14 protein-coding genes are annotated in these 12,155 nt (G+C 71.8%); 8 read left to right on the top strand and 6 right to left on the bottom strand.

All coding sequences use genetic code 11. The features are described 5' to 3' along the window. The first annotated feature begins 79 nt into the window (after window positions 1–79). Both ACGFW5_RS12255 and ACGFW5_RS12250 read left to right on the top strand, forming a co-directional pair. Window positions 80–850 carry a DUF2127 domain-containing protein gene (locus ACGFW5_RS12255; protein ID WP_393834109.1) on the top strand — a complete coding sequence of 257 codons (771 nt, stop codon included), beginning with the start codon at window positions 80–82 and terminating at the stop codon, window positions 848–850. 86 nt (window positions 851–936) lie between these two features. Next, window positions 937–1,347 carry a hypothetical protein gene (locus ACGFW5_RS12250; RefSeq protein ID WP_393834108.1) on the top strand — a complete coding sequence of 137 codons (411 nt, stop codon included), beginning with the start codon at window positions 937–939 and terminating at the stop codon, window positions 1,345–1,347. A gap of 4 nt (window positions 1,348–1,351) precedes the next feature. On the opposite strand, the gene ACGFW5_RS12245 is transcribed toward ACGFW5_RS12250, so the two are convergent. Then, on the bottom strand, window positions 1,352–2,359 hold the full coding sequence (locus tag ACGFW5_RS12245) for a cytochrome c oxidase assembly protein (protein WP_393834107.1): 1,008 nt from the start codon (window positions 2,357–2,359) through the stop codon (window positions 1,352–1,354). 201 nt (window positions 2,360–2,560) lie between these two features. Here ACGFW5_RS12245 and ACGFW5_RS12240 point away from each other — a divergent pair, with 201 nt between their 5' ends. Together ACGFW5_RS12240 and ACGFW5_RS12235 are read left to right on the top strand one after the other, a co-directional pair. Beyond that, window positions 2,561–3,874, top strand: coding sequence for a cytochrome P450 (locus tag ACGFW5_RS12240; RefSeq protein WP_393834106.1), 1,314 nt, complete (start codon window positions 2,561–2,563; stop codon window positions 3,872–3,874). A 31-nt stretch (window positions 3,875–3,905) separates the two neighbouring features. Next, the gene (locus ACGFW5_RS12235; RefSeq protein ID WP_393834105.1) at window positions 3,906–4,097 is read left to right on the top strand and encodes a ferredoxin; all 192 of its coding nucleotides are present in this window, start codon (window positions 3,906–3,908) and stop codon (window positions 4,095–4,097) included. A 161-nt stretch (window positions 4,098–4,258) separates the two neighbouring features. Here ACGFW5_RS12235 and ACGFW5_RS12230 read toward each other — a convergent pair whose 3' ends face one another. The 5 genes from ACGFW5_RS12230 to ACGFW5_RS12210 form a co-directional block, all read right to left on the bottom strand. Next, window positions 4,259–4,873 carry a TetR family transcriptional regulator gene (locus tag ACGFW5_RS12230; protein WP_393834104.1) on the bottom strand — a complete coding sequence of 205 codons (615 nt, stop codon included), beginning with the start codon at window positions 4,871–4,873 and terminating at the stop codon, window positions 4,259–4,261. Continuing rightward, the gene (locus tag ACGFW5_RS12225; RefSeq protein WP_393834103.1) at window positions 4,870–6,345 is read right to left on the bottom strand and encodes an MFS transporter; all 1,476 of its coding nucleotides are present in this window, start codon (window positions 6,343–6,345) and stop codon (window positions 4,870–4,872) included. The genes ACGFW5_RS12230 and ACGFW5_RS12225 overlap by 4 nt, the downstream gene beginning before the upstream one ends. Window positions 6,346–6,454: 109 nt before the next feature. Next, window positions 6,455–6,775, bottom strand: coding sequence for an alpha/beta hydrolase (locus ACGFW5_RS12220; protein WP_393834102.1), 321 nt, complete (start codon window positions 6,773–6,775; stop codon window positions 6,455–6,457). Between the two features lie 130 nt (window positions 6,776–6,905). After that, window positions 6,906–7,574 (bottom strand): transcriptional regulator, encoded by a 669-nt coding sequence (locus ACGFW5_RS12215; RefSeq protein ID WP_393834101.1) that lies wholly within the window; start codon window positions 7,572–7,574, stop codon window positions 6,906–6,908. A 137-nt stretch (window positions 7,575–7,711) separates the two neighbouring features. Next, entirely contained in the window at window positions 7,712–8,830 is a 1,119-nt protein-coding gene (locus tag ACGFW5_RS12210) for a hypothetical protein (protein ID WP_393834239.1), read from the bottom strand. A gap of 209 nt (window positions 8,831–9,039) precedes the next feature. On the opposite strand from ACGFW5_RS12210, the gene ACGFW5_RS12205 reads away from it, so the two are divergent. From ACGFW5_RS12205 to ACGFW5_RS12190, 4 genes are read left to right on the top strand one after another with little or no spacing between them, the layout of a single operon-like run. After that, a complete protein-coding gene (locus ACGFW5_RS12205; RefSeq protein ID WP_393834100.1) occupies window positions 9,040–9,504 on the top strand; it encodes a MarR family winged helix-turn-helix transcriptional regulator in 465 nt (154 codons plus the stop codon). Beyond that, a complete protein-coding gene (locus ACGFW5_RS12200) occupies window positions 9,501–10,337 on the top strand; it encodes an ATP-binding cassette domain-containing protein (protein WP_393834099.1) in 837 nt (278 codons plus the stop codon). The genes ACGFW5_RS12205 and ACGFW5_RS12200 overlap by 4 nt, the downstream gene beginning before the upstream one ends. Next, complete coding sequence (locus tag ACGFW5_RS12195) at window positions 10,297–11,166, top strand: ABC transporter permease (protein WP_393834098.1); 870 nt, start codon at window positions 10,297–10,299, stop codon at window positions 11,164–11,166. The genes ACGFW5_RS12200 and ACGFW5_RS12195 overlap by 41 nt, the downstream gene beginning before the upstream one ends. 20 nt (window positions 11,167–11,186) lie before the next feature. Next, on the top strand, window positions 11,187–11,987 hold the full coding sequence (locus ACGFW5_RS12190) for a class I SAM-dependent methyltransferase (RefSeq protein WP_393834097.1): 801 nt from the start codon (window positions 11,187–11,189) through the stop codon (window positions 11,985–11,987). Window positions 11,988–12,155: the final 168 nt, after the last annotated feature.

The following is a 12,155-nucleotide window of genomic DNA, read 5'->3' as shown; positions in this document are numbered from 1 at the left end:
AGTCCACGACAAGGGTCCACTACGGTCCCTGTGAGTACACCGGTCCGCGACGCGTCGCGGACCTCACGGGAGGAAGAGCATGAAGATCGACTGGGACCGGCGCACCTGCGCGCGCCGCGGCCATGTGACGTACGCGCCCCAGGAGGCCGTGCTGCGCGACCGGTTGCGCGCCGAGACCGGTCTCGGCGAGGCCTGGCGGTGTCTGCGCTGCGGTGACTTCGCCCTCGGCGCTCCGCACGGCGCGGGTCCGGCCGACGAGGCGCCGCTCGTGCCGCGCGGCAAGGTGTTGCGCGATCTGTTCATCCTGCGCTTTTTGGCCGTGGAGCGGGCCGTGCGCGGCGTGTTCATCGTCCTGGTGGCGATCGCGGTGTGGAAGTTCAGCAACAGCCAGGACTCGGTGCGCCGGTTCTTCGACGAGTACCTGGACGTGTTCCGGCCGGTCTTCCGCCACTTCCACTACGACCTGGACCACTCGCCGGTGGTCGGCAGCATCCAGAAGACCTTCGACTACAAGCACTCCACCCTGGTGATCGTGGCGGTGGCGCTGCTGGTGTACGCGCTCATCGAGATCGTCGAGGGCGTCGGGCTGTGGCGTGCCAAGCGCTGGGCCGAATACCTCACGGTCGTCGCCACGGCGATGTTCCTGCCGCTGGAGATCTACGAACTCACCGAGAAGATCAGCTGGGTGAAGATCGCCACGCTGACGGTCAACATCCTCGCGGTCCTCTACATCCTGCTCGCCAAGCGCCTGTTCGGGCTGCGGGGCGGACACGCCGCGTTCGAGGCGGAGCGCCACAGCGCCTCGCTCATCGAGGTGGAGACCACCGCGGGCGTCGCGGCACACCGCTGAACGCGTAGAGCCCGCTCAGCGGGTACAGATACAGGCAGCGTGCGGCGCCCCGGCCGCACCGGACGTTTCCCTGGGGGATGACGACGATGAACCAACCGCACCGCACGCCCACGCCGAAGAAGGGCCACGGGCCGCTGCGCAGGGCGGCCGTGCTGCTCGCGCTGCTGCTCGGCGCCTCGCTCGCGGCGGGACCGGTGACCGCAGAGGCGGCGCCGCGCACCCTGGCCGCCGCTTCGACGGCCCAACAGGCCGCGCCCGCGCGCAACGTGGCGCAGCCGGTTCAGGCGGCGCCGCGGGCCGGGCAGCACACCGTCGCGGTGAAGTCCGGCTTGACCGCGTCGAAGAAGTCCAAGAAGTCCAAGAAAAAGAAGAAGAGCGGCTTCTTCAAGAAGGCCGGGATCGTCCTGCTCGTCCTGGTGATCCTCTTCATCGCACTCGTCGTCTTCGTGATCTGGTTCATCGTGAGCCGGCTGCGCAGGCGCCGCGACCGGCACTGAGCGGTCAGTTCTCCGGACGCCCCTGACGCATCCGCTGCCCGACCGTTCCGCCGTCGGTCTCCCACCAGGGCCGTACGAGCTCCGCATCCTCCGGCCGTCCCTCCACGGGGGCGGCCGGAGCCAGTTCCGCGTCCAGGCGGCGGTCGAGCACCACGCGCTGGACGCGGTCGGCGCGCGACCACTGCACGAGGATCGCGAGCAGGAACGGCAGCGACACGAGCTCGGCGATGGTGACCATCGCGCCACCGCCGAGCTGCTGGTCCCGCTCGACGTCGGGCGCCCAGGCGGGCGCGTGGTGCAGGTACCAGGCGCCCGCGATCAGCGTGCTGTGGGTCATCACGACGATGCCGGGCACCGCGTCGATCAGCCCGTCGAGAAAGACGAGGGCGGCCCGCACCGGGTGGTTGCACCAGGCGGGCAGCGCCTCCTCGCCGGTGAGCATGGGCAGGACGAACAGGCTCCCGGCGAGCAGCAGTTGGAGATACATCAGCTCGTGCAGCGCGCTGTGGCGCAGCGCCGTCTCGAAGTACGGCGTGAAGTAGATGCAGAGCTCGGATGCGAGGACCAGGGCGGTGCTGACCAGCGGGAAGGTGAAGAACCGCACCAGGCGTCCGGCCATCGCGCCCTTGAGCCGGCTCGCGCCGCGCTCCGGAAGCGCGCGCACGGCCAGGCGCAGCGGGTCGCCGAGCGCGAGGCCCAGCGGCGCGATCAGGTCGAGCAGGACGTTCTGGACGGCGGCCGGCCAGAACAGCTCGGTGTCGTACACCGCGAGCGCCGACATGGTGGCGACGGCCAGGGCGCCGAGGCCGAGGAGTGCGAACGTCGCGGTGCGGGCCGGCGGCCAGCGCTCGCCGCGGCGGCGCAGCCTCAGCACGCCCCAGGCGTACAGCGCGGCCAGGACGACGATCAGCGCAAGCGCCGCCGCGTCCGGCTCCCACACCGAAAGCAGCCGCCCCGTGGTCAGCTCGGGCAGGCCGCCCGCCGCGTTCTCGCTCAGCGCCACAACGGACATCAGGGTCGATTCTCCTCACCGGCCCCTGACGTACGACGGGGCCGCCCACACGCTAGCGCCGCCTCCCGGCGGATCACGCACCGGGCTCCGGGAGCGTTCGGCCGAACGGATGGAATCGGCCGAAGAACGCGTAGACGTCATAGGTGCCTAAGGCATGTAGTGGAGATCGGTACGACGGATCCCTTCGCTTGCGAGGTCTCCATGACAGGCAGCAATTCCAGCGTCACCACGGACCACAACGCCACCGACCCCACGCCCGCCGCCCCCGCCGGTACCGCAGCCGATACCGGCGCGGATCCCGCCACCCCTGCGGCCGGCGCCGCCACCGCAGCCGGCGTCACCTTCCCGCAGGACCGCAGCTGTCCCTACCACCCGCCCACCGCCTATCAGCCGCTGCGCGACGACGAGCGTCCGCTCGCCCGCGTCCGGCTGTACGACGGCCGGAGTGTGTGGATGGTCACCGGGCTCGCCGAGGCGCGTGCCCTGCTGGCCGATCCCCGGCTCTCCAGCGACCGCCAGAACCAGGCCTTCCCCTCCCCGACGGCCCGGTTCGCCGGGGTCACCAGGCGCCGGACCGCGCTGCTCGGGGTCGACGACCCCGTCCACGCGACCCAGCGCCGGATGCTGATCCCCAGCTTCACCCTCAAGCGCACCGCGTCGCTGCGGCCCCGGATCCAGCAGACCGTGGACCGGCTGCTCGACCGGATGATCGCGCAGGGGCCGCCGGCCGACCTGGTCAGTGCCTTCGCGCTGCCGGTTCCGTCCATGGTGATCTGCGCGCTGCTCGGCGTCCCCTACGCGGACCACGCGTTCTTCGAGGGGCAGTCCCGCAAGCTGCTGCGCGGCCCGGAGTCCGCCGACATCGAGGCGGCCCGTGACGCGCTTGAGCACTATTTCGAAGAGCTCATCGACCACAAACAGAAGGAACGCGGCGACGGGCTGCTCGACGAACTCATCGAGCAGCGCCTGAACGAAGGGGAGCTGAACCGGCGGGAGCTGGTGGACTTCGCGACCATCCTGCTGGTCGCGGGCCACGAGACCACCGCCAACATGATCTCGCTCGGCACCTTCACCCTCCTCCAGCACCCCGAGCAGCTGGCCGAGCTCACATCGGACGCGGCACTGATGCCGGCCGCGATCGAGGAGCTGCTCCGTTTCCTGTCGATCGCGGACGGGATGCTGCGGGTGGCCCTTGAGGACATCGAGATCGGCGGCGAGACGATCCGGGCCGACGAGGGCGTCGTCTTCGCCACCTCGCTCATCAACCGCGACCACGCCGGCTACGACGACCCCGACCGGATCGACTGGCACCGCTCCAGCCGGCACCACGTCGCCTTCGGCTTCGGCGTCCACCAGTGCCTCGGCCAGAACCTGGCGCGGGCGGAGATGGAGATCGCGCTGCGCTCCCTCTTCGACCGGCTGCCCGGTCTTCGCCTGGCGGTGCCCGCCGAGGAGATCCCGTTCAAGCCGGGGGACACCATCCAGGGAATGGTCGAACTCCCCGTCGCCTGGTAGCGGGCGACGGACCGACGGAAAGGAGCCGCCCATGCGGATCGGCATCGACAAGGACGTCTGCATCGGCGCGGGGCAGTGTGCGCTGACCGCCCCCGGCGTCTTCACCCAGGACGACGACGGGTTCAGCGAGCTGCTGCCGGGGCGCGAGGACGGCGCCGGCGACCCGCTGCTCCGCGAAGCCGTCCGGGCCTGCCCGGTGGGGGCCATCACCCTCCATGACTAGGGGGTGTCTGGTGGATCATGGCCGGGGGTGCGGCGCCTGGCACGGCACCTCGCGGCGTTGCCGAAACGCCCCGATAGCTCCGCTATCAAGCCGTTCCGGCGCCTTGCGATGCACCGCACCAGACGCCGCACCCTGACCGACCCTGATCCACCAGACACCCCCTAGGGGGGTGTCGGGCGGACGTGCCGGACGTCCGGTTCCGGGCGGTCCCCGGAGCCGGTGATCAGGCGCTGCACGGCCGGCGCGTAGAGGTCCGCCAGCTGCCCGGGCGCGGCGCGTTCCCCGGCGCCCGGCCGGTGCAGACTGAGGGTCGCGCCGAGGCCCAGCAGCAGACCTGCGATCAATTCGGCCCTCAACTCGCTGTCCTCGCCGCGCAGTTGACCGGCCAGCCGGGACGTGACCTGCTCGCGGAACCGCTCCCGCAGCAGGGTGCGTTCGTCCATGTTGCCGAGTGAGAACACCGCCCGCAGCAGGGGATCGCCCTGGTCCTCGCGCCGCATCCGCACCATCGTCAGGACCAGGTGGCGGCCGAGAACGTCCAGCGGCGCCGCGAACAGCGCGTCGGCCGCGGGCCCGAAGTCCGCGACCGTGTGGAACAGCCGTTCCTTGCTGCCGAACCGCTTGACGATGAGCGACGGGCTCACCCCAGCGTCCGCGGCGATGGAGCGCATCGTGACCTCGGCGTACGGGCGCAGCGTGAACGCCCGCCGCGCCGCCCGCAGGATCGCGTCCCTGCCCGTCTCCGTGTCGCCCCCCGTGGCCGGCGGCTCGGTCATGCGCTCTCCTCGGCTGTCGTGCGTCCGCTCGCGCCCTCGGCGCGGTCCGGCCCGACGCTACCGGGGGCGGGCGCCGTGCCGCCCGGCAGGCACAGCGTGGCGGCGAGCGCGGCGAGTGCGGCGCCGCCCGCGATCAGGAACACCAGGAGGTAGGCGTGCAGGGTCGGGGCGGTCGTGCCGCCGACCCGGAAGGTGACATTGGCCAGGACCGCGGCGACCACCGCGCTGCAACAGGCCTGACCGACCGAGCGCATCAGGGTGTTGAGCCCGTTGGCGGCGCCCGTCTCGCTCACCGGGACCGCACGCATCACCAGCGCGGGCAGCGCCGAGTACGCGATCGCGGTGCCGCAGGCCACCACCGTGGCACCCGCGATGATCATGGGCATGCTGTGGCTGGTGAAGAACCGCACGCCGTACCCCACCACCATGACGGCGGCGGCGAGCGCCAACGCGGCCTTCGGGCCGTACTTCGCCGAGATCTTGGCCGACACGGGCGAGAGCGCCACCATGGCGAGGCCACCGGGCAGCAGGCAGAGTCCGCTGACCACGATGGAGGCGCCGAGCCCGTACCCGGTGGCCTTGGGCTCCTGCACCATCTGTGCGGTGACGAGGGAGTTGGCGTAGAAGGCGAACCCGATCAAAAGGGCCGCCACATTGGTGAGCAGCACCGCGGGCCGCGCCGAGACCCGCAGGTCCACCAGCGGGGAGCGGGTGCGCAGCTCGTACGCGCCCCACAGCGGCCAGATCACCACGGCCCCGCCGAGCAGGGCGAGGGTGCGCGCCGAGGTCCAGCCCCAGTCGGCGCCCTGGGTGATGGCGAGCAGCACCGCGACGAGCGCCACCGAGAGACCGAGCGCGCCCACCGCGTCGAACCGGCCGCGCGAGCGCAGTGGCGACTCCGGCACGCACCACAACACCAGGGCGATGTCGAGCAGCCCGAGCACGGCCGACGCCCAGAACATGGTGTGCCAGTCGAAGTGCTCGACGACCAGGGCGGCGACCGGCAGTCCCACGGCCGCGCCGATGCCGAGCGTGGAGCTCATCAGGGCGACCGAGGAGAGGACCTTCGCGGGCGGCAGCTCGTCCCGCATGATGCTGATGCCCAGCGGGATCACCGCGAGCGCCGCTCCTTGCAGGGCGCGGCCGGCGATCAGCACGCCGATGTGCGAGCTCACCGCGCACATCACCGAACCGGCGGTCAGCACGCCGAGCGAGATGATCAACAGCCGTCGCTTGCCGTACATGTCGCCGGCCCGGCCCAGGACCGGTGTGAACACCGCCCCGGTGAGCAGCGTGATCGTGACCAGCCAGCTCGCCGCGGCCGGGGTGCTGCCGGTCAGGGCGGGCACGTGCGGGAGCAGCGGCACCACCAGCGTCTGCATGACGGCCACGACCACGCCGCAGAACGCCAGGACCCCGACGAAGAAGCGGGGGCGCGGCGGGTCGGCGGACACGGGTATCGCTGGGGGCATGACTCTCCGTACGGCTGGGCGCGAGCAGGGGTGCACATGTGTTCACCCCCAGGGTAAACGCTTGTGCACCCCTCGTTCCCCGCTCCTGCGGGAGTTCCTTGCCGCCTCGTCAGCCGCGCGCTGCGGGCCCCGGCAGCGGCACCCCGGCGCAGGCGGTGTCCTTCTCCGGCAGGGCCCCCGTCAGGAGGTAGTCCTCCACGTGGCCGTCCACACACGCGTTGCCGTGCTGGAACTGCCCGTGGTCGCCGTCGGCGACCGTCACCAGGCGCGATCCCGCCAACGCCCGGTGGACGCGCAGGGCGCCCTCGTAGTAAGTCGCCGGGTCGTGTGTGGAGTTGAGCATCAGGACGGGCGGCAGCCCCTTGCCGATCACCTCGATCCGCGGGGCGTTCGTTTGGGGCCGGCTCGCGCAGACGGCGGCGAACGTCAACTCCCGTGCTCCCCGGCCGGCATCGACGAGATCGTCGCCAGGATGGCCACGCTCGACCCGGCCCAGGGCCTCCCGTTTGGGTTGTGCCGGGGCTCGCGGGGCCCGACCCGAACGGACGGCCTGGGAGCGGTCAGTGGGCGAGCGTGTTCCAGAACATCGACTCGTACGTCTGGAGGAGCCGCCCGTAGTGCGCCCCGTCGGCGACGCCCTCGCCGTGTTCGTCGTCCGAACCGGTGGCGACGGCCGCGATCGCCTGCCGGGCCGGCTCCGGTGCCGGCGCGGCGAAGAAGTCGAAGAACCCGCACGCCTCGTCGGTGAAGCCGTACCGGGTGCGCAGCGCGTCGGCGATGCGGGCGCAATAGCCGCCCCAGGCAGCGAAGTTGGCGGTGAGCGCGAGGGCCACGCTCGGCGGCTCGCCGTTCAGGGCCAGCCACGCCACATAGGCCGGGTAGGCCTGGCAGCCGGCCTGCGGCAGGTATGCGCCGATGGCCGGCGGGGTGAGGCCGCACGCGTCCTCGTACGCCCCGAGCCGTTCCAGCGCCAGTGTCTCGCCGTCGGCGAGCGTGCCGAAGAACCGCGCGCACGCCGTTCCCGGCCCGGAGCGTTCGGCAAGGAACGTGAAGGCCCGCCGGTCGGAAGCGATGATGTGGCGCTGCTCCAGGGCAAGACCTGCCAGCATCGACAGGGGCGCGGCGCCGGCCTCGACGAGCGGCACGAACCGGTTGTCGTCCGCGGCCGGGGCGAGCTCCGCGGTCGTCGCCGCGATGATGTCCTTGGCCGTACGCGTCTGACGAGTCATGCGGGACTCTCTTCGCCGGTCTGCCGGTGCGGTCCCGCCCAGCGTCTCACGCGGCCCCGGCCGGCCGGGAGCCGTCAACCGGATGACGGGTCGCCGGCGAACAAGCGCGAGCCCGGCCCGCGCGGTCGTGGCGCCCGTCAGGTGGAGACGGGTGCGGCCCCCCGCTTTCGGCGCCGGTCACGGGTTCTGTCGCGTTGCGGCCACAGCAGCACATACGCCGTCGAGACGATCACGAACGCCAGCCGGATCAGCCCGCGCACCGCGTCGTCCGGCACCACGAACACACTGGCGTACAGGGCGAGGAGCGCGAGCCAGCTCCACCACGGCACCAGCCTGCGCTGCCCGATCACGTCCCACAGCAGGGTCCCGAGCAGGACCGACGCCGTGTAGTAGGTGTACACGCTGGGGTCGAGGACGATGCGCGCGTTGGCGCCGAGCAGCACCACCGCCGCCCACCGCCCCCGCCACACCGCGACGGCGCCGAGCAGCAGCCCGAGCAGCGCCTGGGCGGGGCGGTCCCAGCCGGGCGTCTCGGGGTCGGCGACGCCGAGCCAGCGCAGCGCGGACGCGGGCTGGTTGGGTATCGCGAAACCGGCGGCCGACAGCGAGTGGGGGTTGCTGAGGAAGAACGGCGCCCAGGCCACGGCGACCACGGCCGCACACCACAGCCCGGCCCGCAGCCACTGGTGGCGCGGGAGCGCGAAGAGCAGCGCGGCGAACGTCACCGCCGTCGGCTTGGAGTCCATGGCGAGCGCGAGCCACACCCCGGTGCCGATCGCGCCGCCCCGGGTCACCGAGCGGACGGCGAGGGCGGTGAAGAACAGGGCCAGCACGTCGTCTAGGTGCCCGAAGCGCACCGACACCTCGATCCACATCGGGATGAAGGCGAGTCCCGCGATCAGCACCCGTTGGCGCAGCCGTTGGTGGTTGGTGCCGGTGCCGAGGAAGTACCAGGCGGCGCTGCGGCCGGCGAGTACCACGATGACCAGGCCGAGCACCGACATCAGCAGCGCGGCGAGGAACTGGCCGGTCCGCTCGGGGAAGGGATTGAACAGTCCGGCCGTCAGGAAGCTGACCGGGCCCATCTGGAGTTCGGGGTGGTGGGCGTAGAGGTTGAGCCCGCCGGTGCCGTCGCCGGAAGGGCCCTGATAGATGAGTTCGCCGCCGGCCCGCAGATAGTGCCAGGAGAAGCCGCCATTGGGCTCGACCACGGCGAACCACAGCGCGGTCCACGCGGAGAGCAGGATCAGGTGCATCCTCTGACTGATGGCCGGCACGTGTTCAGCTCCTGTTTCCCTGCCCGGTGCGGATGGCGTTCCGTGGAGCGCGCGGGGCCCCGGTGAAAGATGTCATGTGGCTCCGGTCCGTTCTCAGCGGGGTCCACATGTGCCCGGTGCCACACCTCCCGAGTCCGGGCGGCTCCGCGGTCTGGCCGATACCTCTCAGTGAGAGATAAAATGGGGGCATGGCTGCCGATGAGGCACAACCGTTCGACGACTCCCTGGCCGATGTGCTCGCCGGTGTCCAGCGGCTCATCAGGCGCCGATTGCGCCGAGCGCTGAGCGTCCCGCCCCTGCGCGGCGCCCAGGTCGAGGTGCTGAGGCTCGTCGCCGCCCGCCCGGGCATCGGCGTCTCGGCCGCCGCCAAGGAGCTCTGCCTCGCGGGCAATTCTGTCTCCACGCTCGTCAACCAGCTGGTCAAGGACGGATACATGCGGCGCGAGACGGACCCCGACGACCGTCGCTCCGCCCGGCTCTACGCCACCGCCGCGGCCAAGGGCCGGCTCCGCGACTGGCAGCTGCGCCGGGCCGCGCTCGTACGCGACCAGGTGGCGCGCCTGCCCGCGGCCGACCGTGCCGCGCTCGCCGCGGCGCTGCCCGCGCTGCGCCGGCTCGCTCAGAACCTGCACGAGGAAACGGAGGGCCCATGAGCGACGACGACGCCGTGCGGTGCGACGGCCTTGAGTACGCCTTCGGCAGGACCAGAGCGGTCGACGGGCTCGACCTCGCGGTCACCAGGGGAGAGGTCTTCGGCCTGCTCGGCCCCAACGGCGCGGGCAAGACCACCGCGATCCGCTGTGTCACGACCCTGCTGCCCGTGCCGGCGGGCCGGGTCCGCGTGTTCGGCCACGACGCCGCGAAGGAACCGATGGCGGTACGGCGGCTGCTCGGCTACGTACCGCAGCAACTGTCGGCCGACTCGGGCCTGACCGGGCGCGAGAACGTGACGCTGTTCGCCCGGGTCTTCGACGTCCCGCGCAAGGAACGCGCCCGCCGCGTCGAGCAGGCCCTGTACGCCGTCGGCCTGACCGAGGCGGCCGACCGGATGGCCAGGACGTACTCGGGCGGCATGATCCGCCGCCTCGAACTCGCCCAGGCCCTGGTGAGCGCGCCCCGCCTGCTCATGCTCGACGAGCCGACGATCGGGCTCGACCCGATCGCCCGCACCAGCGTGTGGGAGCACATCGACGCGGTGCGCCGCGCCACCGGCATGACCGTGCTCGTGACCACCCACCACATGGACGAGGCCGACCAGTACTGCGACCGCCTCGCGCTCATGCACCGCGGCAGGATACGGGCGCTCGGCACGCCCGACGGCCTGAAGGCGGAGCTGCGCGAACGCCGCGCGCACAGCGCACCCGACGATCCGCCACCCACCCTCGATGACGTCTTCCGCGATGTCGCCGGCAGTGGGCTCGACAGTCAGGGAGGTGACTTCCGCGATGTCCGCAGCACCCGCCGCACCGCAGCCCGCCTCGGCTGACCCCGAGGGCGCCGACGCGGGCACGGGGATGGACCTGCTCCTCCTGCCGCCGCGCCCCCGCACCGGGTGGCGGCTGCTGCCGGCCCGAGTGGGCGCCCTGTGCGCGGTCGAACTCCAAAAGCTCCGCCACGACCGCGCCGAGCTCTACACCCGGGCCGTCCAGCCCGCGCTGTGGCTGCTCATCTTCGGCGAGACCTTCACCCGCATCAAGGCGATCCCCACCGAAGGCATCCCGTACATCGACTATCTGGCGCCCGGCATCATCGCCCAGTCCGCCATGTTCATCGCCATCTTCTACGGAATCATGATCATCTGGGAACGGGACTCGGGCATCCTCACCAAGCTCCTGGTCACCCCGACCCCACGCTCAGCGCTGATCACCGGAAAGGCGTTCGCCGCAGGCGTCAAGGCGCTGATCCAGGCCGTCGTGGTGATCGTGATCGCCGCACTGCTCGGCGTGGCCCTGACATGGAACCCGCTGCGCCTGCTCGGCGTCGGGGCCGCCGTCGTCCTCGGCTCCGCGTTCTTCTCCTGCCTGTCGATGACGATCGCCGGGATCGTACTGACCCGCGACCGCCTCATGGGCATCGGCCAGGCCATCACGATGCCGCTGTTCTTCGGCTCCAACGCCCTCTACCCCGTGTCGATCATGCCGGGCTGGCTCCAGGCCGTCAGCAAGGCCAATCCGCTCAGCTACCAGGTCGACGCCCTGCGCGGTCTGCTCCTCGGCACCCCCTGCCACCTCGCCCTCGACTACGGGGTGCTGGTGGTCGCGGCGGCGCTCGGCATCGCGGCCGCGTCCTCACTCCTTGGCAGGCTGGCCCGCTGAGCGCTGCCATCATGATCCCCATGACCGAGGACAACGGATACCTCCTGGACAACCGGCAGACCGAGGCCGGCGAGCGTTTCGACGCGCTCGCCCAGCTCTTCGACGACTCGACGTTCCGTCACTTCGACGCCCTGGGCCTGCGCACCGGGCACCACGTCTGGGAGGTGGGCGCGGGCGGTCTCTCCGTACCGCGGGGCCTCGCCGAACGGGTCGGCCCCGAGGGGCGGGTCCTGGCGACCGACCTCGACACCGGCTGGCTGACCGGCGCCGCGCTGCCGCCGCACGTCGAGGTCCGCCGCCACGACGTCGGGCAGGACGAGGCGCCCGCCGGCTCCTTCGACTTCGTGCACGCCCGGCTCGTCCTGGTCCACGTCACCGACCGGGAGCGCGCCCTGCGCACCATGTCCCAGGCGCTGCGCCCCGGCGGCGTCCTGCTCGTCGAGGATGCCGACCCCGCGCTTCAGCCGCTGCTCTGCCTCGACGAGTACGGCCCCGAACAGGAACGCGCCAACCGCCTGCGCCGAGGCTTCCGCGAACTTCTCGCCGAACGCGGCGCCGACCTCTCCTACGGCCGCAAACTCCCGCGCCTGCTCAGGGAGTTGGGCCTGGATCGGGTGGAGGCCGACGCGTACTTCCCGGTCACCTCGCCCGCCGGCGCGGTCCTCGAAGCCGCCACGGTGCGTCAGGTCAGGGACCAGCTCGTCGACCGGGGGCTGGCCGACGACGCCGACATCGAGCGCCACCTGGCGAGCGTCGCCTCCGGCCGCCTCGACCTGGCGACCTCGCCGATGATCTCCGCGTGGGGCCGCCGCCCGGCCTGATCCGAACCAAGGCGAGACCTAGGGGGTGTCTGGTGGATCATGGCCGGGGGTGCGGCGCCTGGCACGGCACCTCGCGGCGTTGCCGAAACGCCCCGATAGCTCCGCTATCACGACGTTCCGGCGCCTTGCGATGCACCGCACCAGGCGCCGCACCCTGACCGACCCTGA

Source organism: Streptomyces sp. NPDC048416 (genome assembly GCF_043200435.1).
Lineage (GTDB): Bacteria > Actinomycetota > Actinomycetes > Streptomycetales > Streptomycetaceae > Streptomyces.
This window is presented reverse-complemented; position numbering and strand designations above follow the sequence as displayed.

What these genes read in the sequence shown, in the direction of transcription:
- ACGFW5_RS12255 (WP_393834109.1), top strand. Translation starts at nt 80, where the DNA reads ATGAAGATCGACTGGGACCGGCGCACCTGCGCGCGCCGCGGCCATGTG.
- ACGFW5_RS12250 (WP_393834108.1), top strand. Translation starts at nt 937, where the DNA reads ATGAACCAACCGCACCGCACGCCCACGCCGAAGAAGGGCCACGGGCCG.
- ACGFW5_RS12245 (WP_393834107.1), bottom strand. Translation starts at nt 2,359, where the DNA reads ATGTCCGTTGTGGCGCTGAGCGAGAACGCGGCGGGCGGCCTGCCCGAG.
- ACGFW5_RS12240 (WP_393834106.1), top strand. Translation starts at nt 2,561, where the DNA reads ATGACAGGCAGCAATTCCAGCGTCACCACGGACCACAACGCCACCGAC.
- ACGFW5_RS12235 (WP_393834105.1), top strand. Translation starts at nt 3,906, where the DNA reads ATGCGGATCGGCATCGACAAGGACGTCTGCATCGGCGCGGGGCAGTGT.
- ACGFW5_RS12230 (WP_393834104.1), bottom strand. Translation starts at nt 4,873, where the DNA reads ATGACCGAGCCGCCGGCCACGGGGGGCGACACGGAGACGGGCAGGGAC.
- ACGFW5_RS12225 (WP_393834103.1), bottom strand. Translation starts at nt 6,345, where the DNA reads ATGCCCCCAGCGATACCCGTGTCCGCCGACCCGCCGCGCCCCCGCTTC.
- ACGFW5_RS12215 (WP_393834101.1), bottom strand. Translation starts at nt 7,574, where the DNA reads ATGACTCGTCAGACGCGTACGGCCAAGGACATCATCGCGGCGACGACC.
- ACGFW5_RS12210 (WP_393834239.1), bottom strand. Translation starts at nt 8,830, where the DNA reads ATGCACCTGATCCTGCTCTCCGCGTGGACCGCGCTGTGGTTCGCCGTG.
- ACGFW5_RS12205 (WP_393834100.1), top strand. Translation starts at nt 9,040, where the DNA reads ATGGCTGCCGATGAGGCACAACCGTTCGACGACTCCCTGGCCGATGTG.
- ACGFW5_RS12200 (WP_393834099.1), top strand. Translation starts at nt 9,501, where the DNA reads ATGAGCGACGACGACGCCGTGCGGTGCGACGGCCTTGAGTACGCCTTC.
- ACGFW5_RS12195 (WP_393834098.1), top strand. Translation starts at nt 10,297, where the DNA reads ATGTCCGCAGCACCCGCCGCACCGCAGCCCGCCTCGGCTGACCCCGAG.
- ACGFW5_RS12190 (WP_393834097.1), top strand. Translation starts at nt 11,187, where the DNA reads ATGACCGAGGACAACGGATACCTCCTGGACAACCGGCAGACCGAGGCC.